Source organism: Gallibacter sp. Marseille-QA0791 (assembly GCF_965119705.1).
Taxonomy (GTDB): domain Bacteria; phylum Bacillota; class Clostridia; order Peptostreptococcales; family Anaerovoracaceae; genus Lentihominibacter; species Lentihominibacter excrementipullorum.
In genome coordinates this window covers 1,020,680-1,047,482 of sequence record NZ_CBCPMH010000001.1, presented here as the reverse complement: position 1 = coordinate 1,047,482, position 26,803 = coordinate 1,020,680, and the positions used below count along the sequence as shown (strand labels likewise).

At 49.6% G+C, this 26,803-nt stretch carries 30 protein-coding genes and 1 riboswitch; of the genes, 26 read left to right on the top strand and 4 right to left on the bottom strand.

From position 1 onward, the window contains the following. Positions 1-78: 78 nt before the first annotated feature. Entirely contained in the window at positions 79-561 is a 483-nt protein-coding gene (locus ACQY69_RS04820; RefSeq protein WP_428259092.1) for a flavodoxin, read from the bottom strand. 17 nt (positions 562-578) lie between these two features. Further along, complete coding sequence (locus ACQY69_RS04815; protein WP_428259090.1) at positions 579-1,697, bottom strand: aldo/keto reductase; 1,119 nt, start codon at positions 1,695-1,697, stop codon at positions 579-581. A gap of 177 nt (positions 1,698-1,874) precedes the next feature. Here ACQY69_RS04815 and ACQY69_RS04810 point away from each other — a divergent pair, with 177 nt between their 5' ends. The 13 genes from ACQY69_RS04810 (at position 1,875) to ACQY69_RS04750 (ending at position 16,457) form a co-directional block, all read left to right on the top strand. Next, positions 1,875-2,708: an alpha/beta fold hydrolase gene (locus ACQY69_RS04810; protein ID WP_428259089.1), complete on the top strand. Its 834-nt coding sequence runs from the start codon at positions 1,875-1,877 to the stop codon at positions 2,706-2,708. 270 nt (positions 2,709-2,978) lie between these two features. Further along, on the top strand, positions 2,979-4,331 hold the full coding sequence (locus ACQY69_RS04805) for a pyruvate carboxylase subunit B (protein WP_428259087.1): 1,353 nt from the start codon (positions 2,979-2,981) through the stop codon (positions 4,329-4,331). A 133-nt stretch (positions 4,332-4,464) separates the two neighbouring features. Next, positions 4,465-4,605, top strand: a riboswitch (molybdenum cofactor riboswitch). A 514-nt stretch (positions 4,606-5,119) separates the two neighbouring features. Continuing rightward, complete coding sequence (ltrA, locus tag ACQY69_RS04800) at positions 5,120-6,403, top strand: group II intron reverse transcriptase/maturase (protein ID WP_428259086.1); 1,284 nt, start codon at positions 5,120-5,122, stop codon at positions 6,401-6,403. Positions 6,404-6,667: 264 nt separating this feature from the next. Continuing rightward, the gene (locus ACQY69_RS04795) at positions 6,668-7,531 is read left to right on the top strand and encodes a substrate-binding domain-containing protein (protein ID WP_428259084.1); all 864 of its coding nucleotides are present in this window, start codon (positions 6,668-6,670) and stop codon (positions 7,529-7,531) included. A gap of 33 nt (positions 7,532-7,564) precedes the next feature. Beyond that, entirely contained in the window at positions 7,565-8,260 is a 696-nt protein-coding gene (locus tag ACQY69_RS04790; protein WP_428259083.1) for an ABC transporter permease, read from the top strand. 4 nt (positions 8,261-8,264) lie between these two features. Continuing rightward, positions 8,265-8,969, top strand: coding sequence for an energy-coupling factor ABC transporter ATP-binding protein (locus ACQY69_RS04785; RefSeq protein WP_428259081.1), 705 nt, complete (start codon positions 8,265-8,267; stop codon positions 8,967-8,969). A gap of 339 nt (positions 8,970-9,308) precedes the next feature. Then, on the top strand, positions 9,309-9,695 hold the full coding sequence (locus tag ACQY69_RS04780; RefSeq protein ID WP_428259079.1) for a 4Fe-4S binding protein: 387 nt from the start codon (positions 9,309-9,311) through the stop codon (positions 9,693-9,695). Positions 9,696-9,713: 18 nt separating this feature from the next. Next, a complete protein-coding gene (locus ACQY69_RS04775; protein WP_428259077.1) occupies positions 9,714-11,492 on the top strand; it encodes an aldehyde ferredoxin oxidoreductase family protein in 1,779 nt (592 codons plus the stop codon). A gap of 176 nt (positions 11,493-11,668) precedes the next feature. Further along, positions 11,669-11,908, top strand: coding sequence for a MoaD/ThiS family protein (locus ACQY69_RS04770; protein WP_428259075.1), 240 nt, complete (start codon positions 11,669-11,671; stop codon positions 11,906-11,908). 10 nt (positions 11,909-11,918) lie between these two features. Then, positions 11,919-12,605 carry a HesA/MoeB/ThiF family protein gene (locus tag ACQY69_RS04765; protein WP_428261015.1) on the top strand — a complete coding sequence of 229 codons (687 nt, stop codon included), beginning with the start codon at positions 11,919-11,921 and terminating at the stop codon, positions 12,603-12,605. Between the two features lie 2 nt (positions 12,606-12,607). Next, positions 12,608-13,252 carry a molybdopterin-guanine dinucleotide biosynthesis protein MobB gene (locus ACQY69_RS04760; protein WP_428259073.1) on the top strand — a complete coding sequence of 215 codons (645 nt, stop codon included), beginning with the start codon at positions 12,608-12,610 and terminating at the stop codon, positions 13,250-13,252. 27 nt (positions 13,253-13,279) lie between these two features. Next, positions 13,280-14,512 carry a molybdopterin molybdotransferase MoeA gene (locus ACQY69_RS04755; protein ID WP_428259071.1) on the top strand — a complete coding sequence of 411 codons (1,233 nt, stop codon included), beginning with the start codon at positions 13,280-13,282 and terminating at the stop codon, positions 14,510-14,512. Between the two features lie 34 nt (positions 14,513-14,546). After that, entirely contained in the window at positions 14,547-16,457 is a 1,911-nt protein-coding gene (locus ACQY69_RS04750) for a molybdopterin biosynthesis protein (protein WP_428259069.1), read from the top strand. Positions 16,458-16,466: 9 nt separating this feature from the next. On the opposite strand, the gene ACQY69_RS04745 is transcribed toward ACQY69_RS04750, so the two are convergent. Together ACQY69_RS04745 and ACQY69_RS04740 are read right to left on the bottom strand one after the other, a co-directional pair. After that, entirely contained in the window at positions 16,467-16,628 is a 162-nt protein-coding gene (locus ACQY69_RS04745) for a hypothetical protein (RefSeq protein WP_428259068.1), read from the bottom strand. 97 nt (positions 16,629-16,725) lie between these two features. After that, entirely contained in the window at positions 16,726-17,421 is a 696-nt protein-coding gene (locus tag ACQY69_RS04740) for an ATP-binding protein (RefSeq protein WP_428259067.1), read from the bottom strand. Positions 17,422-17,573: 152 nt separating this feature from the next. On the opposite strand from ACQY69_RS04740, the gene ACQY69_RS04735 reads away from it, so the two are divergent. From ACQY69_RS04735 to ACQY69_RS04675, 13 genes are all read left to right on the top strand, one after another. Beyond that, positions 17,574-18,368: a putative ABC transporter permease gene (locus tag ACQY69_RS04735; protein WP_428259065.1), complete on the top strand. Its 795-nt coding sequence runs from the start codon at positions 17,574-17,576 to the stop codon at positions 18,366-18,368. 381 nt (positions 18,369-18,749) lie between these two features. Further along, complete coding sequence (gene ylxM / locus ACQY69_RS04730; RefSeq protein ID WP_428259064.1) at positions 18,750-19,124, top strand: YlxM family DNA-binding protein; 375 nt, start codon at positions 18,750-18,752, stop codon at positions 19,122-19,124. Between the two features lie 3 nt (positions 19,125-19,127). Beyond that, on the top strand, positions 19,128-20,468 hold the full coding sequence (ffh, locus tag ACQY69_RS04725) for a signal recognition particle protein (RefSeq protein ID WP_428259063.1): 1,341 nt from the start codon (positions 19,128-19,130) through the stop codon (positions 20,466-20,468). 54 nt (positions 20,469-20,522) lie between these two features. Next, positions 20,523-20,762 carry a 30S ribosomal protein S16 gene (gene rpsP / locus ACQY69_RS04720; RefSeq protein WP_428259062.1) on the top strand — a complete coding sequence of 80 codons (240 nt, stop codon included), beginning with the start codon at positions 20,523-20,525 and terminating at the stop codon, positions 20,760-20,762. A gap of 15 nt (positions 20,763-20,777) precedes the next feature. Further along, a complete protein-coding gene (locus ACQY69_RS04715; protein WP_428259060.1) occupies positions 20,778-21,008 on the top strand; it encodes a KH domain-containing protein in 231 nt (76 codons plus the stop codon). Between the two features lie 126 nt (positions 21,009-21,134). Further along, positions 21,135-21,632 carry a ribosome maturation factor RimM gene (gene rimM / locus ACQY69_RS04710; RefSeq protein WP_428259058.1) on the top strand — a complete coding sequence of 166 codons (498 nt, stop codon included), beginning with the start codon at positions 21,135-21,137 and terminating at the stop codon, positions 21,630-21,632. A 29-nt stretch (positions 21,633-21,661) separates the two neighbouring features. Further along, positions 21,662-22,405 carry a tRNA (guanosine(37)-N1)-methyltransferase TrmD gene (trmD, locus tag ACQY69_RS04705; protein WP_428259056.1) on the top strand — a complete coding sequence of 248 codons (744 nt, stop codon included), beginning with the start codon at positions 21,662-21,664 and terminating at the stop codon, positions 22,403-22,405. Between the two features lie 39 nt (positions 22,406-22,444). After that, the gene (locus ACQY69_RS04700) at positions 22,445-23,494 is read left to right on the top strand and encodes an HlyD family efflux transporter periplasmic adaptor subunit (RefSeq protein WP_428259055.1); all 1,050 of its coding nucleotides are present in this window, start codon (positions 22,445-22,447) and stop codon (positions 23,492-23,494) included. 2 nt (positions 23,495-23,496) lie between these two features. Further along, positions 23,497-24,198, top strand: a complete 702-nt coding sequence (locus ACQY69_RS04695) for a YggS family pyridoxal phosphate-dependent enzyme (protein WP_428259053.1) — start codon at positions 23,497-23,499, stop codon at positions 24,196-24,198. 9 nt (positions 24,199-24,207) lie between these two features. Then, positions 24,208-24,699 carry a cell division protein SepF gene (locus ACQY69_RS04690; RefSeq protein ID WP_428259052.1) on the top strand — a complete coding sequence of 164 codons (492 nt, stop codon included), beginning with the start codon at positions 24,208-24,210 and terminating at the stop codon, positions 24,697-24,699. 11 nt (positions 24,700-24,710) lie between these two features. Beyond that, positions 24,711-25,325 (top strand): DivIVA domain-containing protein, encoded by a 615-nt coding sequence (locus ACQY69_RS04685; protein WP_428259050.1) that lies wholly within the window; start codon positions 24,711-24,713, stop codon positions 25,323-25,325. 62 nt (positions 25,326-25,387) lie between these two features. After that, positions 25,388-25,840 (top strand): signal peptidase II, encoded by a 453-nt coding sequence (lspA, locus tag ACQY69_RS04680; protein WP_428259048.1) that lies wholly within the window; start codon positions 25,388-25,390, stop codon positions 25,838-25,840. Next, positions 25,840-26,793, top strand: a complete 954-nt coding sequence (locus ACQY69_RS04675) for an RluA family pseudouridine synthase (RefSeq protein WP_428259046.1) — start codon at positions 25,840-25,842, stop codon at positions 26,791-26,793. Before lspA ends, ACQY69_RS04675 begins: the two co-directional genes overlap by 1 nt. The last annotated feature ends 10 nt before the right edge of the window (positions 26,794-26,803 follow it).

Below are 26,803 nucleotides of genomic sequence, written 5' to 3'. Positions count from 1 at the left end.
ATAAAGAACGGCCAGCTGTCAGGGCCTCCGACGGCTGGCCATCAATGATCTGTTTTCGATTGTTGATCTCTTTTGCTGCTATACTCCCAGGCTGTCGATCCACGCTTTCAGCTGAGCGGCGTCCTGGCGTCCGTTGAGAATTTTTCCTTCCTTTATGACGGCTGACGGTGAAACACTGCCTTGCAGATTTTTTACTGTCTTGCCGAAGCCGCTGCCGCCGGAAGTGGCGAACAGCACGATGGTCTTTCCTGAGAAATCATAGCTTTCCAGAAACGTGTTGATGATAGTAGGAGCTACATACCACCATATAGGGAAACCTACGAAAATGGTATCGTAGGCGGCGATATCCGCGTCATTGTCGGCGATAGCCGGACGAGATGTCGGGTCTTTCATTTCCACGGTGCTGCGGGCTTTTTTGTCCATCCAGTTGAGGTCGGCAGAGGTATAAGGGACCTCCGGTCTTATCTCATACAGGTCTGCTCCTGCTGCTTCAGCCAGCATTTCCGCTGCACGCTTCGTCGTGCCGCTGGCGCTGAAATACGCGACTAATCTTTTACTCATAATATCAAAACCTCCTTTTAAACATTTGTATCATCGAAATATGCGGCTATCTCCTTCATCCTGTCCTGCTGGCGGACGTGGAAAGGACATCGCCTGTCACAGTGGCCGCAGCTGATGCAGTCACTGGCCCTTTTTCCCAGAGCTGTGTAATGGCTCCGGGCCAGTTCATCGCCTGCGACGGAAAGGTCGTAGTACTTGTTTATGAGACCGATGTCCAGTCCTGCCGGACATGGCTGGCAGTGATTGCAATATACGCAGGTACCTTCGGCATCCACCGGTGTGAAGGTCCTCAGTACGGAGTAGTCCTTTTCCTCAGGCGAGGCGTCAAGGAACCCCAACAGCTCCTTCAAGTCGCTGCGGTCGCGGACTCCGGGCAGTACAGTGATCACTCCAGGCTTGTCAAGGGCGTATTGGATACATTGATATCCGGTCAGGGCTTTTTTGAAAGGTGATGTTTTGGGATCCAGCAGTATGCCGCCTGAAAAGGCTTTCATGACTGAGATCCCAACTCCTTCGGCTTCACATCTTTTATATAGCGACATGCGTTCGTCGGTGGCCCCAAAGGCGTATTCGCCATGACGGTAGTCGTAGGCCGGGTTGATGCTGAACATTATCATGTCGGGGAGTCCGGTATCCATGAACTTCCGGGCGATGGCCGGCGTATGAGTTGAAAGGCCGATGTGGCGCACGGTTCTTTCTCTCTTTAGCTGCAGGATATAGTCAAGTATACCGTTGGACATGACCCGGTCAAGGTCGGCATCCTCGTCGATGCAGTGGAGAAACCCGAAATCTATGTAGTCTGTCCTGAGCGCGGAAAGCTGCCATTCTACCGAACGTTTGACTGTATCGAGATCTGTGGTCCATCCGTATTTTCCTGTACTGTATTCGGCTCCGAAATGTACCTGGAAGTATACCTGATCACGCCACCCTGAGACGGCACGGCCGAAGGCATCAAAGGGAAACTCGTCGGCTGAGGCCATGTCGAAATAATTGATGCCGTTTTCCAGAGCCATTTCCATGGTGGCTTCGATCTCCTTTTTTCCTGACATACCGATGGAGCTGGTTCCCAGTCCCAGTATGCTTATCTGTTCAGCCCCCTTGGGAAGGCTGCGATATTCCATTCTGTTATCCTTCATTTTCATACGCTCCTGTATTTTCTTACTACTTTATTATAGCTGTGGGTGCTGCCCATGTCTAATGCCTGATTTTAATGATAAACCATGCCATTAAGGCATTACATTCATCAAAAGATGGTGATATAATAATAAAAAAGACCGATGTAGTCGGAAAAAGTGGTAAAGGAGTGAAAGAGAATGGCTTATTTTACAACAAAGGACAACTGTAAAATCTATTATGAGGAGCATGGAAGCGGGGAACCGCTGATATTCATCCATGGCTGGTCTTGCAACCACAAGTTCTTCAAATACCAGGTGGACGAGTTCGCTAAGAAATATCGTGTAATACTGTATGATTTTCGCGGACACGGCCAGTCGGACCGTTCATCTCTCACCGAAAGGGGAATGAATCTCAACAGGTTCGCGGCTGACCTTCACGAGCTGATAGAGCATCTGGAGCTGAAGGAAGTCAATGTAGTAGGATGGTCTATGGGGACCAGCACACTGCTGGCTTATGCCAGGGAGTTCAAGTGCCAGTATATCAAGAAGATGTGTTTCATAGATATGACACCTAAGCTTCTCAACGATGACGAGTGGAAGCTGGGGCAGAGCTGCACCTTTGACATGGATCAGAACCTGCAATTTATGGCGGCTCTGGCCGTAAGCTGGGAGTTCGCAGCCAAGCTGTTCATCCCCAACGTATTTGCCAAAGGATATGATCAGGAGAAAGACGAGTTCAAATGGGTATTCAACGAAGCCCTCGACAACACGCCGCATTGCATGCTCAATATGTGGATTGCCATGGCCATCGAGGATTTCAGGAACGTACTGCCGACTATAAAAGTTCCTGTACTGCTGGCTTACAGCGGTGATGGTCTTCTCTATACGCCGGCTCACGGCGAGTATATGAGGGAAAACCTGGGCGGCGACAGTAAGCTGGTCATTTTCCCGGGATGCGGACATGGGTTGTTCCTGGAGGATCCGGAGAAGTTCAACAGTGAGCTGGCGCAGTTCCTGGAGGAAGGATGCTGAAGAGGAAATGATACGTGTATCATAAATATGGTCTCGACAATATGGTCTCGACGATGAAGACCCTGCGGCTGTCATAGCCGCAGGGTCTTTTGTCACGGAATCGGGGCTTCAGGTGATGGCTTTTCAGCTGTGATTTATGGTCGGAAGCAACCTTTTTCACAAAAATTTAACAATGTTTATTGCAAAGGCGGCGGGAATCTAGTAAACTATTTTAGTTAAGAACAGTGGAAATGAGAGCTTTATCGACTGTCCGGAAGGAGAGTGAGGGATATGATTTTTTTCGGTAAGGAAGAAGTGAAATTCACAGAGACTATATTGAGAGACGCTCATCAGTCGCTGATGGCAACCAGAATGAAGACAGAGGATATGCTGCCTATCGCCGAAGTGCTGGATGAGGTGGGATACGATTCCATAGAATGCTGGGGCGGTGCGACTTTCGATGTATGCATGAGATATCTCAACGAGGATCCATGGGAGCGGTTGAGGCAGCTGAGAAAGAGATTCAGAAAGACGAAGCTGCAGATGTTGCTGCGGGGGCAGAATCTGCTGGGGTACAATCACTATCCCGACGATGTGGTGGACGCTTTTATAAGGAAGTCCGTCGACAATGGTATAGATATATTCAGGATATTCGATGCTTTCAATGATGTGAGGAATCTGGAGAGAGCTGCCCACGCGGCCAAGCAGGAAGGCGCCCATGTACAGCTGGCTCTGGCTTATACAGTAGGAAGGAAATATACGTTCAAGTATTGGAAGTCCCTGGCGAAGGAACTGGAAGAGCTGGGTGCTGATTCCATATGCATCAAAGATATGGCGGGGCTTCTGATGCCTTATGACGCGGATAAGCTGGTGAAGATACTCAAGAGGACGGTAAATGTTCCTGTTCACGTCCATTCTCATTGTACCAGCGGAGTGGCGCCGATGACATATCTGAAGGCGGTGGAGGCGGGCTGTGACGTGATAGATACGGCGTTGTCGCCATTTGCGCTGGGAACCAGTCAGCCGGCGACGGAAGTGATGTACGAAACTCTCAAGGCCGGTGGATTCGAGGTGGAACTCAATGAAGACGCGCTGGCCATAGCCTCTGAATACTTTCGTGACATAAGGAGGAAGGCGGAGCAGGAAGGACTCATCGATATCAAGGTAATGGATGTGGATACCAAGACGCTTCAGTATCAGGTGCCGGGCGGGATGTTGTCCAATCTCCATATGCAGATGAAGGAACAGAATATGGAGGATCGGTTCGATGAGGTGCTGAGAGAGATACCGAGGGTGAGGGAAGACCTGGGTGAACCGCCTCTTGTGACGCCATCATCTCAGATAGTAGGGACTCAGGCCGTGTTCAACATTATGACGGGAGAGCGATATAAGATGGCCAGCAAGCAGACAAAGGCGCTGCTGAAAGGTGAATACGGAAGGACGATAAAGCCATTCAACAGAGCAGTGCAGAAAAAGGTGCTGGGAAAGGAAAACCCGATAACCTGCAGGCCTGCGGATCTTCTGAAGCCTCAGTTCTTCAGCAAAAAGATGGAGCTGGGTGAGAAAGCGCCGACGGAAGAGATACTTCTGGCGTATATACTGTTCCCGCAGTCTGCTGAGGCATTTTACGAAAAGAAGGAGTAGACCGGCGTATTTTGCTGATAAGACGGTAATCAGCCTCGGTAAATGTTGTTGAACAAAAATTAATTCAAATACTTGTTGTCTTAATGACGTTATGATAAAATAATTAAAGTGACAGGAACTGCTGTCATATATCAAAATTTGATCGTTCCGAACATCCGCTTCTAAAACGCCGGTCACGACGCTGTGACGGGACAGTCATGGAGCGTATGTCGATGGGTCCCGAGGGAAACCTCCTGGCCTCCCGTATTTGGAAAGGAATGTTATGAAGACTGTCAAAAGGATTTTTCATTCCGAAAAATCCTTTTTTTTGTTCGCCCGCCATGGGCGGGCTCTAACGGGTGAAAGTCCCGAGTGCGCGTAGGCAACGACGAAGCACATAGCTGAACAGCAAGGGTGTTCACCGTGAGGTGAAATCTGAAGGAAGCTGTAGGCAAACCTCTGACTTGACGGACAGAAACCACATATAAGGCTGGGAAATACGGATAAGACGGCAAGAAACATCGAAGTCCAAAAGTTGCTGGAAGTACCAGTAAATGTGGCAGGTATATGGAGGGAAAGAGTCCGCACCTTAAGCGGGGAGGTCTCACAGGCGGTCTCATTAGCCGTAGTAACAACGAACTGTGAGAAGTCAGCAGAGGTCGTAGTAGTGAAGAAGTTCCTGTAATGGGGATGGAGCGAAGGACCGAACAATCAATCAGTTGAAGTACGTTCCACTTCGTAGCCGGAGCAAACGCCTGTCGATGACATCAAAGGCGGCAAAGGCAAAAGGGGCAGAAAGGAAACAACGCATGGACACAAGAAGTCTCATGGAGCAGATAGTGAGCAATGATAACCTCAATGCGGCATATCTGCAAATCGTCAGAAACAAAGGAGCGGCAGGCGTAGACGGGATGACCGTTGAAGAGCTTGGCGCATATCTTGCGGAAAACGGCGAAAACATCAGGAAGCAGCTGCGGACAAGGAAGTACAAACCGCAGCCAGTTAGACGGGTGGAGATACCAAAACCAGATGGAGGGACAAGAAACCTTGGAATACCAACGGTAGTTGACCGGTTTGTACAACAGGCAGTAACACAAGTACTCACGCCAATCTTCGAGGAGCAGTTTCACGAGCATAGTTATGGATTCAGACCGAATCGGTGTGCGCAACAGGCAGTGCTGAAAGCATTAGAGATGATGAACGATGGGCATAGCTGGATAGTGGATATCGACCTTGCAAAGTTCTTCGACACGGTAAACCATGACAAGTTGATGACGATTTTCGGACGGACAATAAAGGACGGAGACGTTATCTCAGTGGTAAGGAAATTTCTGGCCAGTGGAGTGATGATCGATGACGAGTATGAAGATACAGTTGTCGGCACACCACAGGGAGGGAATATATCGCCGCTGTTGGCAAATGTCATGCTGAACGAGTTGGATAAAGAGCTTGAGGCAAGAGGGTTGGATTTCGTGCGCTATGCGGACGATCTGATTATCATGGTAGGAAGTAAGCAGGCGGCGGAGAGGGTAATGAAAAGTGCTACCCGATTTATTGAGGAAAAGCTGGGATTGAAAGTAAATGCTGAAAAGAGCAAGGTGGACAAGCCCAAAGGAATCAAGTATCTCGGATTTGGATTTTACTATGACACATTAGCCAAAGGATATAAAGCCAGACCGCACCCGAAAGCAGTAGCGAAATTCAAAGCACAGATGAAGAAGCTGACATGCAGGAGCTGGGGAGTGAGCAACAGTTACAAAGTGCAGAAACTGAACCAGCTTATCCGAGGATGGATAAACTACTTCAAAATCGGGAGCATGAAGGGATTATGTGAGCGTTTGGACAGAAACATACGCTACCGTCTGCGGATGTGTATTTGGAAGCATTGGAAAACACCGCAGAATAGGGCAAAGAACCTGATGAAGCTGGACGTACCCCGCTGGGCGGCATACAAAATTGCCTACAGTGGAGACCGTTATGCGAGGCTTGCGCATAACGGCTGGGTACATAAAGCGATAAGCAATGAAAGACTAACCACATTTGGGCTAGTCTCCATGAGTAATTACTACGCCGAAAGGCGTGTCATATGTTAAGTTGGTTGAACCGCCGCTTGCGGAACCGCATGAGCGGTGGTGTGAGAGGTCGGTAGGCGAAATAATCGCCTACCTCCTACTCGATTGAGTTCATGGCGGCGCTGGAGTGATAAGCACGGACAGCCGCTGTGAAGCGGCTGCATATATTCCTTTTTTTGTGGGAGCATATCATGGGATATATGCGCCGGATAAAGGCGCGATAGACGGCATATGCCGTTTATTGGATATTATTCTATACAGGCAAAAGTTGATTAGGAGGTAATTATGAAGAGAAGAATTTTAGCTGCCGCGCTGGTGCTGGCTATGGTATTGTCCATGACTGCCATATTGTCCGGCTGCGGAAGTGAAGAGGAAACCACGGAGAGCAAGGGTACTATCATCCTGGCGACTACGACAAGCACCAAGGACAGTGGGTTGCTGGATGAGATCCTTCCTGTGTTCGAGGAAGAATCCGGATACACTGTTGACGTGGTATCGGTAGGTTCGGGCGAAGCAATGACTATGGGCGAAAACGGCGAAGCCGATGTATTGCTGGTCCACTCTCCCGCAGCTGAAGAGGAGTATGTGGCCGGAGGACATGCGGATGAGGACGGAAGAATGGACGTGATGTACAATGATTTCGTCATCATAGGACCTGAAGCTGATCCTGCCGGAGTCAGCGCCAATGCCGCTGATGATGCGATAGCTGCCTTTGAAGATATCATGAACAGCCAGTCGACATTCGTTTCCAGGGCTGATGAGTCGGGTACTCACAGTAAAGAGCTATCCATATGGGAAGCCGCGGGACTTACGCCTTCGGGAGATTGGTATGTTGAAGCGGCAGCCGGTATGGGAGATGTGATCACCATGGCAGATGAGATGAGCGGATACACGCTGGCCGACAGAGCTACATGGCTCAACGTTGGCGGAGATACGGCTCTCACTATCCTCTGCGAAAAGGATCCGAGCGGAACTCTCTACAACCAGTATGGAGTTATCTGCGTAAACCCTGATAAGAACGAGAATATAAATCATGAAGGCGCAAAGGCTTTCCAGGAGTGGATCGTTTCTGACGAGACTCAGCAGCTCATAGGTGAATACGGTGTTGAGGAATACGGCGAAGCGCTGTTCGTTCCTAACGCGAAGTAAAAGAGAAATCAACGGGAATTTTGGAATCGGAATATGGATACTATCGGACAGGGGATCATAGAAGCGATAAAACTGATATTTACAGCCGACGCGGAAATCTTTCAGATCGTGGGGCTGTCCCTTTATGTATCATTCACATCGGTGATAATATCCACCGCTATGGGGATACCTCTGGGAATACTGATAGGGACATATGATTTCAAAGGCAAAGGGATCGTGGTCAGGCTCATATATACGCTTATGAGCCTGCCTCCCGTTATAGCCGGTCTTACGGTATTCCTCATCCTCATGAGACGGGGGCCGCTGGGAAGCCTGCAGCTGAACTACACGGTACCGGCCATGATAATAGCGCAGATATGCCTGGTGACACCGATAATAACGGGACTTACTTATAATATCGTAAAGGAAAAGGCTCCTGTCGTTAACGCACTGGGGATGACCCTCGGCGTCAACAGGACGGGACGGATGAAGCTTCTGATCTATGAAATGCGCGTAGGGATAACTACAGCTGTGGTGAGCGGTTTTGGAAGGGCCATATCCGAAGTGGGCGCCGTCATGATAGTTGGTGGGAACATAAAAGGAAAGACTCGTGTGATGACTACGTATATTTCAGAGCTCAAAGGCATGGGAGATTATGAGCGGGCTATAGCTGTAGGATTGATATTGCTGCTGATAGCCTTTACGGTGAATGCCGTGCTCTATCATTTTCAGGAACGGGAAAGCAGGTGATGGTGTGCAGGTGACGCTAAAGGCTCTCAGGAAACGCTTTGGGGAAAAGACCGTGCTGGACATAAGAAGCGGTGAGATAGAGCATGGGAGCAGGACTGCGATCATAGGACCCAACGGCGCGGGAAAGAGCACTTTACTCAATATAATAGCCGGTATCCTCCCGGCTACCGAGGGTGAAGTCTGCTATGACGGAAAGGCTGATTTTCCACAGCGGGATATCAGCCTGGTGTTCCAGACCCCATATCTTATTTCCTCAACGGTGGAAAAAAATGTAGGTTATCCGCTGAAGGTCAGAGGGTTCTCAAAGGAACAGACAGAAGAACGGATAGCTCCGCTGCTGGAGGAACTGGGTCTGGTCAAACTGAGAAAGCAGCGTCCATGGAAGCTGTCAGGCGGTGAGAGACAGAAGGTAGCTCTGGCCCGGGCGCTTTCCTTCAGACCTAAGCTCCTGCTTTTGGACGAACCGACCGCCAATATAGATCCTCATACTACGGCGGAGATAGAGCGCATGCTGCTTTCCATAAGCGAGAGGGAGGATATCACTATCGTGACGGTCACCCATAATCTGGCTCAGGCAAAACGGATGTGTGACAGAGCGATAATGATGTACGCCGGAGATATCATAGACAGCGGGAGCAGTACCAAGTTGCTGAAAGATCCGGGAAACGATGTGACGAGGAAATTCGTCGAGGGAGAATTACTGCTGTAGTTGTTCATGGTACTGTTGCGGAATAATAGTGAGAATTTTACAGCAAATTAATCAAATTAATATGGTTGACAAAATTTCTACAATTACTGTATAATTATTTAATAAATGAATAGTACTCCGATTCTCAGCCGACACATGATGCCGCTGAGAACGTTAGGGCCGCGGGAGCGATCCTGTCGCCTGCCATTGTGCAAAGGAGAGCCTTTCGTTGAGAAAAAGTATTTTCTTCGGGTTTTTCGGTTGCACTTTTTTTATATCGCTGGCTGTGCGGCGGGGCCGCAGGGCGGTGCTGAAAGCTGAAGAAGACTTTTGCAGAGAATGAGGGAGGAGCAAGAGAAAATGAAAAGACTCAAGTTCAACAAAGTCAACTGCATAGGATGTCAGTTATGTGCTCAGGTCTGTTCCGCATACAAGGAGGGTGAATACATACCTTCAAAGGCGAGGATAGCTATCGAGACATATTATGACAAGGGAAATCTTAAATATGCGGATCATTTCTGTATCCTTTGTGGTATTTGTGCTAAAAATTGTCCTGTCGGCGCCATAACCATGGATGAGCATATAGAGGTCGATTTCGATAAATGTATAGGATGCGGCATATGCGCTGAAAAATGCCCTAAGAAAGTTGTAAGGATAAGGGATGAGAAGGCGTATATCTGCGATACCTGTGGCGGCGACCCGAAATGTGTCAAGACTTGTCCGCAGCACGCGCTGACATTTGAATAGGCAAAGGAGGTATGAGATATGACCATATACGGATATCAGAACAAAGTATTGAGAATAGATCTTAAGGAAAAGAAGGCCTCTACGGAGCCGCTTCGAATGGACTTCGCGAAAAAATACATAGGCTCCAAAGGGTTGGCTATCAGATACATGTACGAGGAATTGAAACCGGGTATCGATCCTCTCGGTGAAGACAACAAGCTGTTCCTCACTACGGGACCGCTCACAGGAACTCCGGTACCATGTTCCGGCAAGCTGTCGGTAGCGGCCAAATCTCCTGCCACAGGAACGATGAACGACTGCTCCATAGGCGGACATGTGGGCATCAGGATAAAGTTCGCCGGATACGACATGATAATATTCGAAGGAATATCGGAGGAGCCGTGCTATGTCGTTATCGAAGATGACAAAGTGGAATTCTTCGACGCGTCAGACTTGTGGGGTATGGGATCCCACGATGCCGAAGCCGTGCTGGCAGATAAATATGGCACCGATTACAGTATCATGTCCATAGGCCCTGGCGGTGAGAAGCTGAGCAATATGGCGTGCATAAATTCCGATTACTACAGGCAGGCCGGAAGAGGCGGGATCGGAGCCGTAATGGGATCCAAGAAGATGAAGGCTGTTCTCATCAAGGGGACGGGTGGCGTGAAGGTGCCTGATATCGAGAATACTACGGATAAGATATTGGAGATACTCCATGAGGATGTTCTCCTGGAAGACAACACCTTCGTGTTTGATGAAGGTACTACCGCGTTCCTGGAGGCCTGCGGAGACGGAGGCATCGTTCCGTACAAGAATTTCTCCCAGGGCAACGATCCTGAGTGGGAAAAGTACAACGGCTCGGTACTCATGCAGTACAGGGAAGGCAAGAGAGGCTGCGGAAGCTGTGGTCTGGGCTGCGGCAATTTCCTGAAGATAGGCGATGCCATATGCGAGGGCCCTGAGTACGAGACTATAGCAGTGGCAGGACCTAACGCCTGCATAACCGATCCTGAGCACATCGTCAAGTTCAACGAGGTGTGTGACAATATGGGCGTAGATACCATCAGCACCGGGGATACCATCGTATGGGCCATGGAGATGACAGAGAAAGGCATCTACGACTTTGGTATCAGGTTTGGCGAAGCCGATAAGATGATAGAGATGGTAGAAAAGATAGCCAGACAGGAAGGCGTTGGAGCCGATCTCAGCAGAGGAGTGAAATACTGCTCCGAGAAGTACGGTGGAACTGACTTCGCCATGCAGGTAAAGGGACTGGAATTCCCGCAGTATGAGCCCCGCGGTTCATGGGGGATGGCTCTGTCGTACGCTATCTCAGACAGAGGAGCATGCCATATGAGGGCTTACGCGCCTAACGAAGAGGTATTCGCCGCTTCCATTCCTCCGTATACTTCGGAAGGAAAGGGCGAGATGGTATACAAGCTGCAGGTTTCCAACGCTGTCAAGTTCAGCCTCTGCATCTGCGACTTCTGGGGAACTCTCACATACAATTATGAGAGAATGGCGGAGCTGATGAGGCTGGTGACCGGCGATGACTGGACTGCTGACGATATGTTTGACGTAGGAGTGAGAGTCATCAACATAGGAAGAGCCTTCAACCAGAGGGAAGGCTTCAACAGAGCTCATGACACCATCCCTAAGAGGCTGGTGAAGGAAGCTCTGGGAGGAGAAGGTCCCGCTGCCGGACAGAAGATCCCTCAGGAAGCCTTTGACGACATGCTCGACCAGTATTACGAAGTTATGGGTTGGGACAAGAACGGTATGATGCCGGAAGAGCTGATACAATCGATACTGTAATGAGATAGATCTGATCGTTTCCGGGTCGACAGACGACGATAATGAACTTGCCTATGACATGGCGCAGCCATGATCCGGGGCAAGTTCGTTTGTTTTTACAGTGTTTTCGACATCGTTGCAGCCTTGTGTTATAATACGTATCATAGGAAACAATATTTATACGAGAGGAAATTATTATGAAAGTGACTATAACCCTCAGGGGGACGCTTAAGAAATATTTCGGCGATGATAAGGAACGGGTATACGAAGTTCCCGAAGGATGCACGTGCGATGAAGCGCTGAAAATAGCCGGGATCGATTACAGGGAGATAAAAAATTTCGGATTCGTTTCCGTCAACAATAAGAGGGTGATGATAGACGACAGACTCAACGACGGCGATCTGCTGAAGGCTTTTTCCAAGGTTTCAGGTGGCTGATGTGACAGATATGGAAAGGCGCTATGAGCGCAATGGCATTGTGATCACGCCGGAGGAAAACAAGGCGCTGGCAGCGAGAAAAGTCTGTGTGGCAGGCTGCGGTGGCTTGGGAGGCGGTGTGATAGAAGGGCTTGTCAGAAGCGGCGTCGGGAATGTAGTCGCGGTAGATGGCGATGTGTTCGATGAGACCAATCTAAACAGGCAGGTTCTGTCCAATGAGTCGAATCTTGGGAGATCTAAGGCGCGTGAAGCTGTCCGGCAGATGAAGGAGATAAATTCTCAGGTGGAAGTGACTGCTGTGGAAGCTTTCATAGATGAGAGCAACGCGGAAGAAATCATAGCTGGTGCAGACGTGGTGGTGGATGCTCTGGATAGTGTTGGCGCACGCAGGATACTGGAGGGTGCATGCGAGAAGCAGGGGATACCGATGGTCCATGGCGCCATAGCCGGGTGGAACGGGCAGGTAGCCGTGGTGATGCCGGGAGACAGACTGATGGGAGAGCTTTACAGCGGCGAGGAAGACCGGGGTGCCGAGGTCAGTACAGGGAATCCATATTTCACTCCGGCAGCGGTATCGGCCATACAGGTGGCGGAAACATTGAAGCTGCTGATCGGCAGGGAAAGCGTGCTGAGGAACAGGTTGCTGATGATGGATCTGCTTCATCACCAGTATGAGCTGATAGATTTTGGAGAGTGACTATGAGAATAGTGATGATAAAAGGGTTTTCCAAGACAGGCAAGACGACTACGGTGACAGCGCTGACGGCGGAGCTGCGTAGACGTGGGTACACGGTGGGGACTCTTAAGGACATCCATTATGAGGGATATCGCGCGGATGTACCCGGTACGGATACTTTCAGGCATATGGAAAGCGGCGCCCGCAGGGTGACAGCCTTGGGGCCGCAGGATACTGCCATCATGGTGGATGAGCGGATGGATCCGGAAGCGGTACTCAAATACTACAAAGAGGATTTTATAATATTGGAAGGGGACTGCGGCATCAAGTGTCCGACGGTGATAACAGGGAAGGTCCCGGACGATATAGACAAGCGCATGTGTCGGGAGGCAGTGGCCGTATCAGGCGTTATTTCAGAGACTATGGACGAATACAAGGGGCTGCCTGTGATAAACGCGAGAAAGGAAGTGGAGAAATTGGCGGATCTGGTGGAAAGGAAAACAAAACAGCAGGAGGAAGAAGCTGATGTCCAGCTGTTCATAGGCGGTAAGGAGATAGGTATGGTGCCTTTCGTGAAGAAGACACTGGAAAATGTGGTGACAGGAGCGGTAAAGGCTCTCGATGGCTATGAGGAAGGCCAGGAAATCGTTATAAGGATCAGCAGGTAAACGAGTGGAGAAAGAGGTCAGACGGATATGCGATTGTTGAGTGTTGATACCATAGAGGAGGCTCGCGGAAAGATCTTTGACGCGGCATCGGAGAGAAAGCCGGAAACTGAAACCGTGCATTTTACGGAAAGCTGCGGAAGAGTGCTGGCAGATGACATTTTGGCTGAAGAAAATGTGCCCGGCTTCAGGAAATCCACAGTGGACGGATATGCGGTCAAAGCATCTAACACCCAGGGCGTGTCGGAGAGTGTACCGGTTTTTCTGGACGTGGTGGAAGAGATACAGATGGGGACCGTACCGAGGGAGAAGATATCCGACGGACAGACTTCCTATGTCCCTACAGGAGGGATGCTGCCGGATGGAGCTGATGCGGTGGTGATGATAGAGTATACGGAGAAATTCGATGAGAAAAGTATAGCTGTATATGATTCCGTATCCGATGGCAGGAATGTCATACAGGAAGGGGAGGATATTGCCGCGGGAGAGGTTTTTATGAAAAAAGGCTCATGCGTCAGACCTCAGGAGATCGGTGTCATGGCTTCGGCGGGTGTCACGGAAGTGGAGGTGTTCAGACCGTGGGAAGTGACGGTCATATCCACGGGAGATGAGCTGGTATCGGTGGAAGGCAAGATAAAGAAAGGACAGACAAGGGATATCAATACTTATTCCTTGTCAGCCGCCGCGGAAAAACATGGTTTCCATGTGGTAGATCAGTTTGTCCTGAGAGATGACAGGGAGACCATAAAGAATGCTATTTCCCGGGCAATGGAAAGAAGCGATATAGTGCTTGTCTCCGGGGGGAGTTCCCAGGGGGAGAAGGATTATACAGCTGATATCATGGACGAGTTGTCGGGCGGAGGATTGTTGACCCATGGCATCGCGATAAAGCCGGGGAAGCCTACTATACTGGCATATGATCGCAGGAGTGAAACGATACTGGCAGGACTGCCGGGGCATCCTGCCGCTGCTCTGCTCATATTCGAAATGATAATAGGATGGCTCCACCGGCAGCTGACCTGTCAGAAGGAGCCCGCAAGGATAAAGGCCAGGGTCACCGAGAACGTAGCAGCCGCAGGAGGCAAGGCGACCTGTCTTCTGGTGGAGTTGAGAAAAGGAGAATGTGGGATATATGAGGCGGAGCCGGTTCTGGGCAAATCGGGCTTGATGACGGTCTTGACGAGAGCCGACGGATACGCTGTCATAGATACCAATTCGGAAGGTCTCAGGCAGGGAGAAACGGTAGAGGTGACGCTGTTTTGAGAGGCGGAGGGGATGCCGCTGGAAAGGGAAAACCATGGAAAGAAAGAAGAGGAATCTGTATCTGAAGACGATACCTGTGGAGGAAGCCAGGGAAAAATATTTCGACAGAGTGAAGAAGATATTGAAGACGGAAAGCGAGACAGTGCCTGTTATAAAGAGCCTCAACAGAGTTACCAGAAGCGCTGTCTATGCCAAATACAGTTCGCCGTTATTCAACGCGTCGGCCATGGATGGGATAGCTGTAAGAGCCGAGGATACCAATGGAGCCACAGAAACGAACCCGGTGATCCTTCGGGAGGATCAATATGTGGTGGTGGATACGGGTGATCCGATACACAATCCCTGCGATTCCGTCATCATGGCGGAAGATATCGTGGAGACGGAGGAAGGTGTCCGGATAACCGCGTCAGCCGCTCCGTGGCAACATATAAGGCCCATAGGAGAGGATATCGTGGCAGGTGAGATGATATTGCCACGTAACCACAGGATAAGAGCTATAGATATAGGCGTACTTCTTTCGGCCGGCATTTTGGATATCGACGTGATAAGAATGCCGACGGTAGCGATCTTTCCTACCGGTACGGAAATAATAGAGCCGGGAGATCAGGTAGAGGAAGGCAGTATCATAGAATCCAATTCCAGGATGTTTGAGAACATGGTCACCATGCTGGGTGGCATAGGACACAGGTTCCCGCCTGTAAAAGATGATTACGGCGAGATACTGAAGCAGGCCTCAGAGGCTGTGGATCGATATGATATGGTGATAATAAACGCCGGTTCCAGCGCAGGTACCGAGGACTATACCGTGCATGTGCTGCGGGAGCTGGGAGAGGTGGTAGTCCATGGAGTGGCGGTAAAGCCGGGGAAACCAGTCATATTGGCGATAGTGAGAGGCAAACCGGTCATAGGGCTTCCGGGATATCCGGTGTCGGCATATATCGGTTTCGAAAATTTTGTGGCACCGCTGCTGCAAATGATGGGGAAGAGAGCGGAGACGATAGGCGAGACGGTAGAAGCGCATATTTCCAAGCGTCTGGTGTCCAGTCTGAAGCACAAGGAGTATGTCAGAGTAAAGGTGGGAAAAGTAAACGATAAATTCGTGGCAGCTCCGTTGGCCAGAGGCGCTGGAGCCGCCATGTCCCTGGTCAGAGCCGATGGATTTTGCGTGATAGAGCAGAACAGCGAAGGGGTAGAAGCGGGGGAAAAGGTCAGGATAGAGTTATACAGGAGTAAAAACGAGATAGAGAATACAGTAGTGATAATAGGAAGCCACGATCTGATACTGGATATCATCGCTGATATGATGCCGGAAAAGCACAACAATATGTTCGTATCCAGTACTCATGTGGGAAGCATGGGCGGATTGATGGCTCTCAGGAGAGGCGAAGCTCATATGGCTCCCATACATCTTTTAGACGAGGAGACGGGGCAGTATAACATACCATATGTTAAACGGCTTTTCAGCGAACCGATGGCTATAATCAAAGGCGTCAACAGGATACAAGGCATCATGGTGAAAAAAGGAAATCCTCTCGGGATACACACTATAGAAGATCTGGCGCGCAAGGATGTGAGATATGTAAACAGACAAAGAGGCGCCGGGACGAGAGTGCTTTTCGATTACAGATTGAAAGAACTGGGAATATCAACAGAGGAAATCAATGGTTATGAGCGTGAAATGACAACTCATATGGCGGTGGCTGCCGCTGTGGCCAGCGAGAGCGCTGATGCCGGGATGGGCGTGTTGTCGTCAGCTAACGCCATGGGACTGGATTTCATAGAGATCGCTTATGAAGAATATGATTTCGCGGTTCCCGCCAAATTCCTGGATTCTCCTCACATCAAGGCTTTTATCGACATCATACAGAGTGATGAGTTCAAGGAAAAGCTGGATGAGATGGGCGGATATACAGCGGATTCTGCGGGAACCGTCATGACTCTCTAGATACGCACCCTAGAGATACAACGTCATCAGTTTGATGATGATAGTCAGGACACAGACGATGGCCCCGATGATGTAGGACTTTTTCTTGTCCTTGGTGATTTTCTTCCCGATGATAGCTCCTGCGAGACCCAGTATAAGCGCACCGAGAAGATGTTCGAATGTAAATAGCATAGTTCGTTCCTCATAATAAACTGCAAACAAAAGCCGATATAATTTATAATTATATCGGCTTTTTCATGAAAAAACAACATCAATATTGGCCGGGCGATCATTTCCTCAGAAGGCCATCCACTCCGATGGTGACGATCTCTACAGGGATGGCTTTTTTAGCGTTGGCCACTGCCTGTTTCACCGCGTATTCGATACCGCCGCAGCATGGGACTTCCATCCTGGCCACGGTGATGTCTTTTATGTCGTTGGCGGCGATGATATCCGTCAGCTTTTCCGAATAGTCCACCATATCTAATTTAGGGCATCCGATCAAGGTGATATGGCTGTCCATGAATCTTCTGTGGAAATCCCCGAAAGCGTAGGCACAGCAGTCGGCCGCTATGAGCAGATGCGCTCCGTCGAAATATGGCGCGTTTACCGGCGCCAGCTTGATCTGCACAGGCCAGTGGGTCAGGGCGCTGGGGATCTCACCGTCGGGACATTCGGAAGATCGCCTCTTTTCCATAGTTCCGTTGAAGGCCTGGGACAGGCAGCCGCCGTGCTGGTTGTGAGCCTTTGCTTTTTTGTTAGCCATTACAGCAGCTTCGTCGTATGCGGCTGCTTCACGCTCTTCGAATGAGATGGCATCGACGGGACATACAGGCAGGCAGTCTCCCAGTCCATCGCAGTAATCGTCTCTCAGCAGTTTCGCCTTACCGTCGACCATACCGATGGCGCCTTCATGGCATGCTTCCGCGCACAGGCCGCAGCCGTTGCATTTTTCTTCGTTTATTTTTATGATTTTTCTTTTCATCACTTTTTCACCTTTCCCATCGTATCAGCTGTTATTTGCTTTTGTAATGAGATTTTAATATAATAGTAGAATCAATGTATGTTGCCTGTGCAACGAAATGAGAAAAGTTTATCAAAAAAGTACAGATCATATCGGAAGCGAGGGAGACTATCGTGAACTTTTTCCTGATTTTTGCATTTTTATTTTTTATCGGCAGTTGCCTGGGGTGGTGTATGGAGTTGTTTTTCAGGCGATTCATCTCCAAGAACAATCCTGACAGGGAATGGATAAACCCGGGGTTCCTGACAGGACCATATCTGCCGCTTTACGGATTTGGTTTATGGGGTATGTATCAGGTGTCCCATATCATAGAACTGCTTTCTACAGGAAAGGCCGTTGTCGATATCCCGGTCATATTCCTGCTGATGTCGGTGGTCATGACGGCTACGGAGTACGTGGCCGGACTCATCTTTGTCAAAGGGATGAATCTGAAGCTTTGGGATTATAGCAGGGAAAAGCTCAATATCCAGGGGATAATATGTCCTAAGTTCACCGTCATATGGGGGTTGTTAGGGACCATCTATTATTTCACCCTCAATAATTATGTGGAAGGATGGGTAGGCTGGCTATCTCAGCACTTGGCGTTTTCCTTCTTTGTCGGCATGTTTTTTGGAATATTTGCCGTCGACTTGTCCTTCGCGCTTCAGTTATCGGTGAAGATAAGAAAGTTTGCCGTGGATAATCAGCTGATAGTAAGGTATGAAGAACTGAAGCATTCAATAAAAGAACAGAACAGGGAGCGAAGAGAGAAGATAAGATTTCTTATGGCCTTCAAGTCAGACGCGCCTTTCAAAGAGCAGATGGAGCATTACCTGGAGAAATCGCTGGAATCAGGTAAGCGGCGATTCGAACAGGCAAGAGATGACGTGAAGAATAAGGTGGAAAACGTCAGATGGAAGGAAAAATAAAAGCAGGGATCGGGATGAGTGCCGGGAAGACTTGCTGACCGGCGCTTTTATCGATATCCGGGCAGATGTTACCTACATTATCGAACTTTGACGAAATGTAGGTAATTTTTTCAACGGTTGAGAGCCCTTACGGCCGTGACAAGTCCATTAAAGTCGAAAAAGCACTTCCCCAGCCCTTTACAAAAAAGTCCAGATTGCCTAAACCCATTGGATTTTATCTACATATTAGAAAAAATGATAAATGTAGATAAAAAAGGCGAAGCGGTAATGGCAGGGGCGTTTTGGAGCGGTGGTGCATGGCGTGCCGACAAGTGTTAAGGAAAAAGACTTGACACCGGACTTTCGGTGATATATACTGGCATGGTGCAAAGGATGAGAATTATGAAAATCGACGACATTACCCAGGCCAGCCTGCTGTACGATTTCTACGGGCAGCTGTTGCCTAAGCGTCAGAGGCAGGTGACGGAGCTGTATCATGAGGAGAATCTGTCGCTTTCGGAGATAGCCGAGGAGTTCGGTATAAGCCGGCAGGGCGTTCACGACGCTCTCAAGAATGGCGAGAAGGCGCTGAATGAGTACGAGGAAAAGCTGGGGCTGGTGGAAAAGTTTCAGAGGAGCAGTGACGCCGTAAAGAGAATAGACACGATCATAGATGGCGTTATTCGATCACTGCAGTCTGAGGATGGCGGTGACAGGAAAAGGACTGCCGAAAAGCTGAGGGAAGTTAAGGATATCATAGATAAATTGGAGGAATGATCCATGGCCTTTGAAGGTTTATCGGAAAAGCTGCAGGGAGTCTTTAAAGGACTCAAGGGAAAGGGGAGCCTTACGGAGGCTGATATCAACACGGCAATGCGTGAGGTCAAGCTGGCGCTGCTGGAAGCGGATGTCAACTTCAAGGTGGTCAAGGAATTCGTCGCGGCTGTCAAGGAAAAGGCGTTGGGCGAAGAAGTGATGGCCAGTCTGACACCGGCTCAACAGGTCATAAAGATAGTCAACGAAGAGCTGACAGAGCTGATGGGAGGGACGAACAGTAAACTGACGTACTCGCCTAAGGGGTTCACCGTGTATCTGATGGTGGGCCTGCAGGGTACAGGTAAGACGACTACCTGCGGAAAGCTGGCGGCGTATCTGAAGAAAAACGGGAAAAAGCCGATGCTCTGCGCCTGCGACATATACAGGCCTGCGGCCATAGACCAGCTGGAAATCGTCGGCGAGACGGTAGATACTCCTGTTTTTACCATGAGGGATTGCAGGGAGCCGGAGAAGATAGCGCTGGCAGCGATGAAGGAAGCTGAGCGTAAGGGATTCAATGTGCTGATCGTCGATACCGCGGGACGCCTGCAGATAGACGAGGAGCTGATGGAAGAGCTGGCTACAATAAAGAGCGCTGTAAAGCCTCACGAGATACTGCTGGTGGTAGATGCTCTGACGGGGCAGGACGCTGTCAACGCAGCCGAAGGTTTCAATGACAAGCTGGGGATAGACGGGATCATCATGACAAAGATGGACGGTGATTCCAGGGGCGGCGCGGCTCTTTCAGCCAAAAAGGTGACAGGAAAGCCTATCAAGTTCGTCGGGATGGGAGAAAAGTTCGATGCTCTCGAACCGTTCCATCCTGAGAGGATGGCCAGTCGTATTCTGGGAATGGGCGATATGCTGACTCTGATAGAGAAGGCCCAGGAGGATTACGACGAAAAGAAAGCTGCGGAGCTTGAAAAGAAGATAAGGAAGAACAGTTTCACACTGGAGGACTTCCTGGAACAGATGGGGCAGATAAGGAAGATGGGCGGTATAGCCAAGCTGCTGGATATGATGCCGGGAGTCAATTCCAACGCCAGAAACAACATCAATCTTGATCAGAGCGAGCGGGAATTCATCCAGATGGAAGCCATCATACAGTCAATGACCAAGGAAGAACGAGAAGATCCAAGCATATTGAACGCAAGCCGCAGGAGAAGGATCGCTGCGGGGTGCGGCCAGCCTGTTTCCAAGATAAATCAACTGGTCAAGCGATATAATGACGCCAAGAAAATGATGAAGAGCTTTTCGGGCAAGGGCGGCATCGGAAGAATGAACAGAATGTTCCGGGGATTCTAGGGTCTCCGTGAAATAGAAGAACAAATGTATTATTAATTAGGAGGAAATAAAAAAATGGTTAAAATCAGACTTAAGAGAATGGGAGCTCACAAAAAGCCTTTTTATCGTGTTGTCGTGGCTGATATCAGATCACCCAGAGACGGCAGGTTCATCGAGGAGATCGGATATTACAATCCGCTGAAAGACCCTGTGGAAATCAAGATAGATGAAGAAGCGGCGAAGAAGTGGCTGGGTAACGGCGCGCAGCCTACGGACACTGTGAAGAAGCTTTTCAAGCAGACTGGTATTTTATAGAAAGCGGTGGAGTAAATGTCAGAATTGGTTAGTGCAATTGCAAAGTCACTAGTTGAACATCCGGAGGCTGTGGAGGTTTCCGAGTCACAGTCCAATGGCACTACGATCATACAGCTTAAGGTCGCGTCTGACGACATGGGAAAGGTCATCGGAAAGCAAGGCAGGATAGCCAAGGCTATACGTACCGTCGTAAAGGCGGCAGCGACGAAGGCCAATCTCAGAGTGGTAGTTGAAATAGTTCAATAGAGACAGAAGGGCTGCCGCATTGACAGAGGAAACGCTGTCAATGCACAGCCTTTTTATTACATGTGGCGCCAAAAGCGGTTTGCAGCGGTTATGGGACTGCGTGAGGCGAGGAAAGATTCGGGGATCATGGAGAAGATAAAGATAGGGAAAATAGTCGGGGCTGTGGGACTTAAAGGAGAGGTCAAGGTCTACAATTACTCCGACAGACCGGATATATACGAGACGACCCCATCAGTATATGTAGGAGAAATACTGATGGATATCGAAAGGATGAGAGTCCATAAGAACATGGTGATACTTAAGCTGGATGGGATCTCGGACCGGGATGGAGCGGAGAGACTGAGAGGCCGGGAGATCTGCATCACAGAGAAAGATCTTCCGCCGTTGCCAGAGGGTCAGTACTATGTCAGGGACATCATTGGCATGGAAGTCGTCGATGAGGACAGCGGTATGCTGGGTCATGTCACCGATGTGCTGCAGAACACAGCGCAGGATATATTCCAGGTGGAGCGCCCTGATGGGAGGACAGTGCTGATACCTAAAGTCGACGAATTTGTGCTGGACATAGACGCGGAAAACAGGCGGATCCATGTCAGACTGATAGAGGGACTGTTGGATCTGTAGTACGCGGCGGAAGGATTCGGGAGAGTGGAATGAAAATAGATATACTTACGCTTTTTCCTGAGATGTTCGCGCCGGTAACGACCAGCAGCATCATGGGAAGAGCGGTCGAACGTGGAATAATCGACGTAAGGCTGACAAACATCAGGGATTTCAGCAACGATAAGCATAACAGAGCAGACGATTATCCTTTTGGCGGAGGCGGCGGCATGGTGATGATGGCAGACCCGGTGTTTGGCGCGTTGGAGGCGGTATCGGCTGAAGGCAAGAAGATAATATACATGTCTCCAAGAGGCAGGGTACTGGATGGAAGTCTGGTGGAAGAACTTTCGATGCTGGACGAGCTGGTGATACTGTGCGGCCATTACGAAGGAATCGATCAGAGGATAATAGATTATTGGGAAATGGAGGAGATCTCTATAGGAGACTATGTACTGACAGGCGGCGAGCTGCCCGCCATGGTGTTGACAGACGCGGTGGCCAGGCTTCTGCCGGGAGTACTGGGAAATGAGGATTCGGCTATGGATGAGTCCATATATTCGGGCCTGCTGGAGTATCCTCAGTATACGAAGCCGCGTCAGTACAGAGGGATGGACGTTCCTGAGGTCCTTCTCAACGGAAACCACAGGCTGATAGACTTGTGGCGGTTCAGGGAGTCATTGCTGCTGACAAAAAAACGGCGTCCCGATCTCTTTGATGAATTTGTAAAGGAATCGGGAAAGTTATCTAAAGATGAAAGAAAAATGCTGGAAGAAATAATTAAAATAGAGGTATAGTAGATTGCAAGGGCAGATTCTTTAGTGTAAAATAAAGTGATGAAAACAAAATTAAGCAAGAAGACAAAGCGAATAATAGCTGTTTATCTGGCAGCATTGCTTTTACTATATATCATCGTTGAGGTCCTGCCGGAGGTGACTGATATCTTTGAAACGACTCAGACACTGGAACCGGGAACGTTGAGAATAGCATATGAGACGACAGGGTATCTGATAAAGGATGAATCCGTTGGTATTGCACCGGAATCCGGAGATATACAGTATCTGGTAGCAGTGGGGACTGCTGTCAAGAAAGGATATCCGATAGTGTCTGTTACGCCTGACGGCGAGAGCAATCAGGATGCGAGGTTCGGCGAATACATGAACAAGCTGGATGGCTACGAAGGATTGTCGGAGGAATACAATTCTCCCATAAGCGGGGTGTTCAGTCTGACTGTAGACGGATATGAGGACTACTTCACACCGGACAAGATGGACAAGATAAAGCGGGAAACGGTCGAGAGCCTTTCGTACAAATCAGCCAATCTGGAACGCAGCTCGGTGATAGAGGGAGAACCAATCTATAAGGTCTCCAACGACGATAACTGGTATGTTCTCTGCTGGGTGGACAAGGAGACCGCGGAAAGCTATTCGGAAGGCCGGGCCGTGTCGCTGGAGCTCCCTGAAGGCACTGTAGACGCCAGCGTTCACAGTGTCAGAGAGGACGGAGACGATTACAGAGTGATATTCTACCTCAACGTGTACTATGAAGCATTCTGTGAGAGCCGTGCTGTCGACATGTCCATCGTGACAAGTGACAACGAAGGGCTGCTGGTGGACAACAAGTGCATCGTGGAAAAGAACGGACAGCAGGGCGTATACGTGGTCGACAAAAATGGCGATTACGTCTTCACGAGGATAAGCGTCATTTCCACCGATGGCGAACAGTCAGTGATAGAGGACGCGACATTCGTGGATGAGGAAGGAAACCAGGTATATACTGTAGATGTCTATGATGAAGTGCTCAAACATCCGGAAAACGCGCTGAGATCCGACCTTCAGAAGGAGAGCGAGTCATCCGGAGGCGACGGGGACCAGAAGGAGGAATGAGTATGGAGGACATAAGAGCCAATCTGAAGAAGATAAACGATCAGATAAAGACGGCTGCGGAGAGCTGCGGCAGGAGTGCTGATGATGTGCTGCTGGTGGCGGTGAGCAAGACGCGGACTCCGGAAGAGATAAATACGGCTATAGACGCAGGCGTTACGGATATAGGAGAAAACAAGGTCCAGGAGATAATGGACAAGTATGACGATATCAAGCCTGTGAGATGGCATATGATAGGTCATCTGCAGACCAACAAGGTCAAGTATATAATAGATAAGGTATCCATGATACATTCGGTAGATTCATACAAACTGGCGGCGGAGATAAACAGAAGAGCTGCCGGTAAGGGGATCACTATGGATATACTTATACAGGTGAATTCAGCTCAGGAGGACAGCAAGTTTGGCATAACCACTGACGAGACTGAGGGGCTGATAAAGGAGATACTGGATAACTGCGAGAATGTGAGGATAAGAGGCTTGATGTGTATCGCCCCTTACGCTGACGATCCGGAGGACATCAAGATATACTTCGATCAGGTCAAGGAGCAGTATGACAGATTCGGGAGGATAGAGCATCCGAGGCTGGATTTCAAATATCTGTCGATGGGCATGTCCCATGATTTCCAGGTCGCTATAGAGGCCGGATCTAATCTGGTAAGGGTGGGAAGCGCCATTTTCGGCGAGAGAGATTATAGTAAATTGTAGGAGGTAATCATGGGCGTTTTTAATAAGTTCAAGGATCTGATGGGCTTTGAGGAGTACGAAGAAGAGGATGAAATGGAGATGGAAGAGGAGGATTACGGTACCGAAAGGAAGTCGGTAGATACGAGGCAGCCTCTCACATCTCAGCCAAGGTATGATAACAACGTTGTTTCAATGCAGAACAGGACGGTGAAAGCGTTGACGAGCAAATTCAAACTTATGGTAATAGAGCCGAAGGGTTTTGATGAGTGTTCCAAGCTGGTGGACAGCCTCAAGAGCAGAAAACCGATAATAGTGAATCTGGAAAAGCTGGATTCAGATACGGCCAGGAAGATATTCGACTTTCTGGGAGGAGCTACCTATGCTCTCAACGGAAATGTGCAGAAGGTCGCCAATAATATTTTCGTATTCGCTCCGGAAAACGTATCGATAACTGCAGAAGGGGACAGCAAACCGTATAATTTCGTCGGCGGTAACGCGGACGAAATCAATCCGTGGAAATAGGAGGAAATGGGATGATAAGACCGGTAGACATACAGGAGAAGGAATTTGGACGAGGCGTGCGCGGTTACAGGGAAGACGAAGTAAATCAATTTCTGGATGAGATAACGGTGGATCTGGAGAGGCTTCTCAACGAGCTTCGGGAGACAAAAGAGGAGAATAGCCGTCTGGTTGAAGAACTGGAACGATACAGGAGCTCCGAAGGTACAGTAGTGGAGACTCTGGAGGCGGCGAAATCTCTGATGGCTGATATTTCGGCCAGCGCGGAGAAGAGAGCTGATATTTTGTTGAAAAATGCTGAGCTGGATGCACAGTTGATGCAGAAGAATGCCAAGGACGCGGCGGACAGAATAGCTGAAGAAAGTCAGGCTATGAAAAATCGATTCGTGGACTTCAGGAACAGGTATAAGAAGCTCCTTGAGTCGGAGCTGCAGCGATTCGAATCTCTCAGCGGCGAGATGTTTCCTGAGCTTGGTATCGATGATTTTGACGATCTGCCGGGAGCGGAGCCGCAGCAGGCCAGAGGGCCTGCGAAGAAAGTTCCGCAGCCCAATGCGGGGACGTTCCATTACCAGGGAGGCGGCCGTGAGGTACGCAGGCAGGAAACCATAAGGAACGTGAAAAAGTAAGCGAGATAAAGGAGGCGGGGCGGAAACGCCCCATTTTCATTTTCAATATGATATATTTTATTGTGACAGCAGCCGTCATACTGGTGGATCAGCTGGTGAAGCGCGCGGTACTTTCCAATATGACTGTGGGTGAAACGATACCGTTGCTGGAAAATATATTCCATATAACGTATGTGCAGAACAGAGGCGCCGCTTTCAGCATGTGGGAGCAACAGTGGGTGGTGCTGATAGTGATCCCCACGGTAGCGCTGGCAGCAGGGCTGGTTCTCATTTACATCAAGAGGGAGACCTGGAGCCGTCTGACATTACTTTCAGTGGCTCTCATATGCGGCGGAGGGATAGGAAATCTGATGGACAGGATAATGCAGGGATATGTGGTGGACATGTTCGACTGCAGATTTTTTCCTTTTTTTGATTTTCCGGTCTTCAATGTAGCGGATATATCCATCTGCGTCGGGTGTGGTCTTCTGCTTCTCGATGTTATCTTTCTCGAAGGGAAGAGGCAGGTGAAATAATGGCAGAAGACAGAAAGCAGAGGATGGAGACGTTCACCGTGTCGGGGGACATGGCGGGGAAAAGGCTGGATGTGGTCATCTCAGCTGCCTTTGATGAGTATTCGAGGAGCTTCATCCAGAAGCTGCTGGAAGGCGGCAGCGTCATGGTCAACGGGCAGGTATGTACCGAGAAGAAGCGCAGGGCGTTGGAAGGAGATGCAGTCTCCATGTCGGTGCCGGAGCCGGAGAAGATAGAGGTAAAGGAAGAAGATATCCCGCTGGATATCGTTTATGAAGACGACGAGCTACTGGTGGTGGACAAGCCTGCCGGGATGGTGGTCCATCCGGCGCCCGGCAACTATTCCGGGACTCTTGTCAATGCGCTGATGTATCACTGTGGAGACAGCCTTTCGTCCATCAATGGCGTCATACGGCCCGGGATAGTGCACAGGATAGATAAGGATACCAGCGGCCTGCTGATGGTGGCTAAGAGCGACAGGGCTCATGGCAGTCTCTCGCGTCAGCTTCAGGAGCATTCCATAACAAGAAAGTATAAGGCCATAGTGTGCGATAATATAAAAGAGCAGGAGGGGACTGTCGACAGGCCTATAGGCCGCGACAGCGCCAACAGGCTGAGGAATGCGGTGACAGATGTGAATTCAAAAGAGGCGGTGACTCATTACAGGGTGCTGGAGCGGTTCGGAAGATTCACTCTGATAGAAGCGAGGCTGGAGACAGGACGCACCCATCAGATAAGGGTGCATATGTCTTATATCAGACACCCATTGCTGGGAGACAGCCTGTATGGCCCGTCGGGAAGCAAGGCGGCTGGAAAGCTGGGAGCGAAGCGTCAGATGCTCCATGCGGGAGTTCTGGGGTTCATTCATCCGGTTACGGGGCAATATATGGAATTCGAAAGCCCGTTGCCGGAGGACTTTGCCGCCGTTTTGAAAAAGCTGAGAAACCTTGTCTGAGAGTGATTTT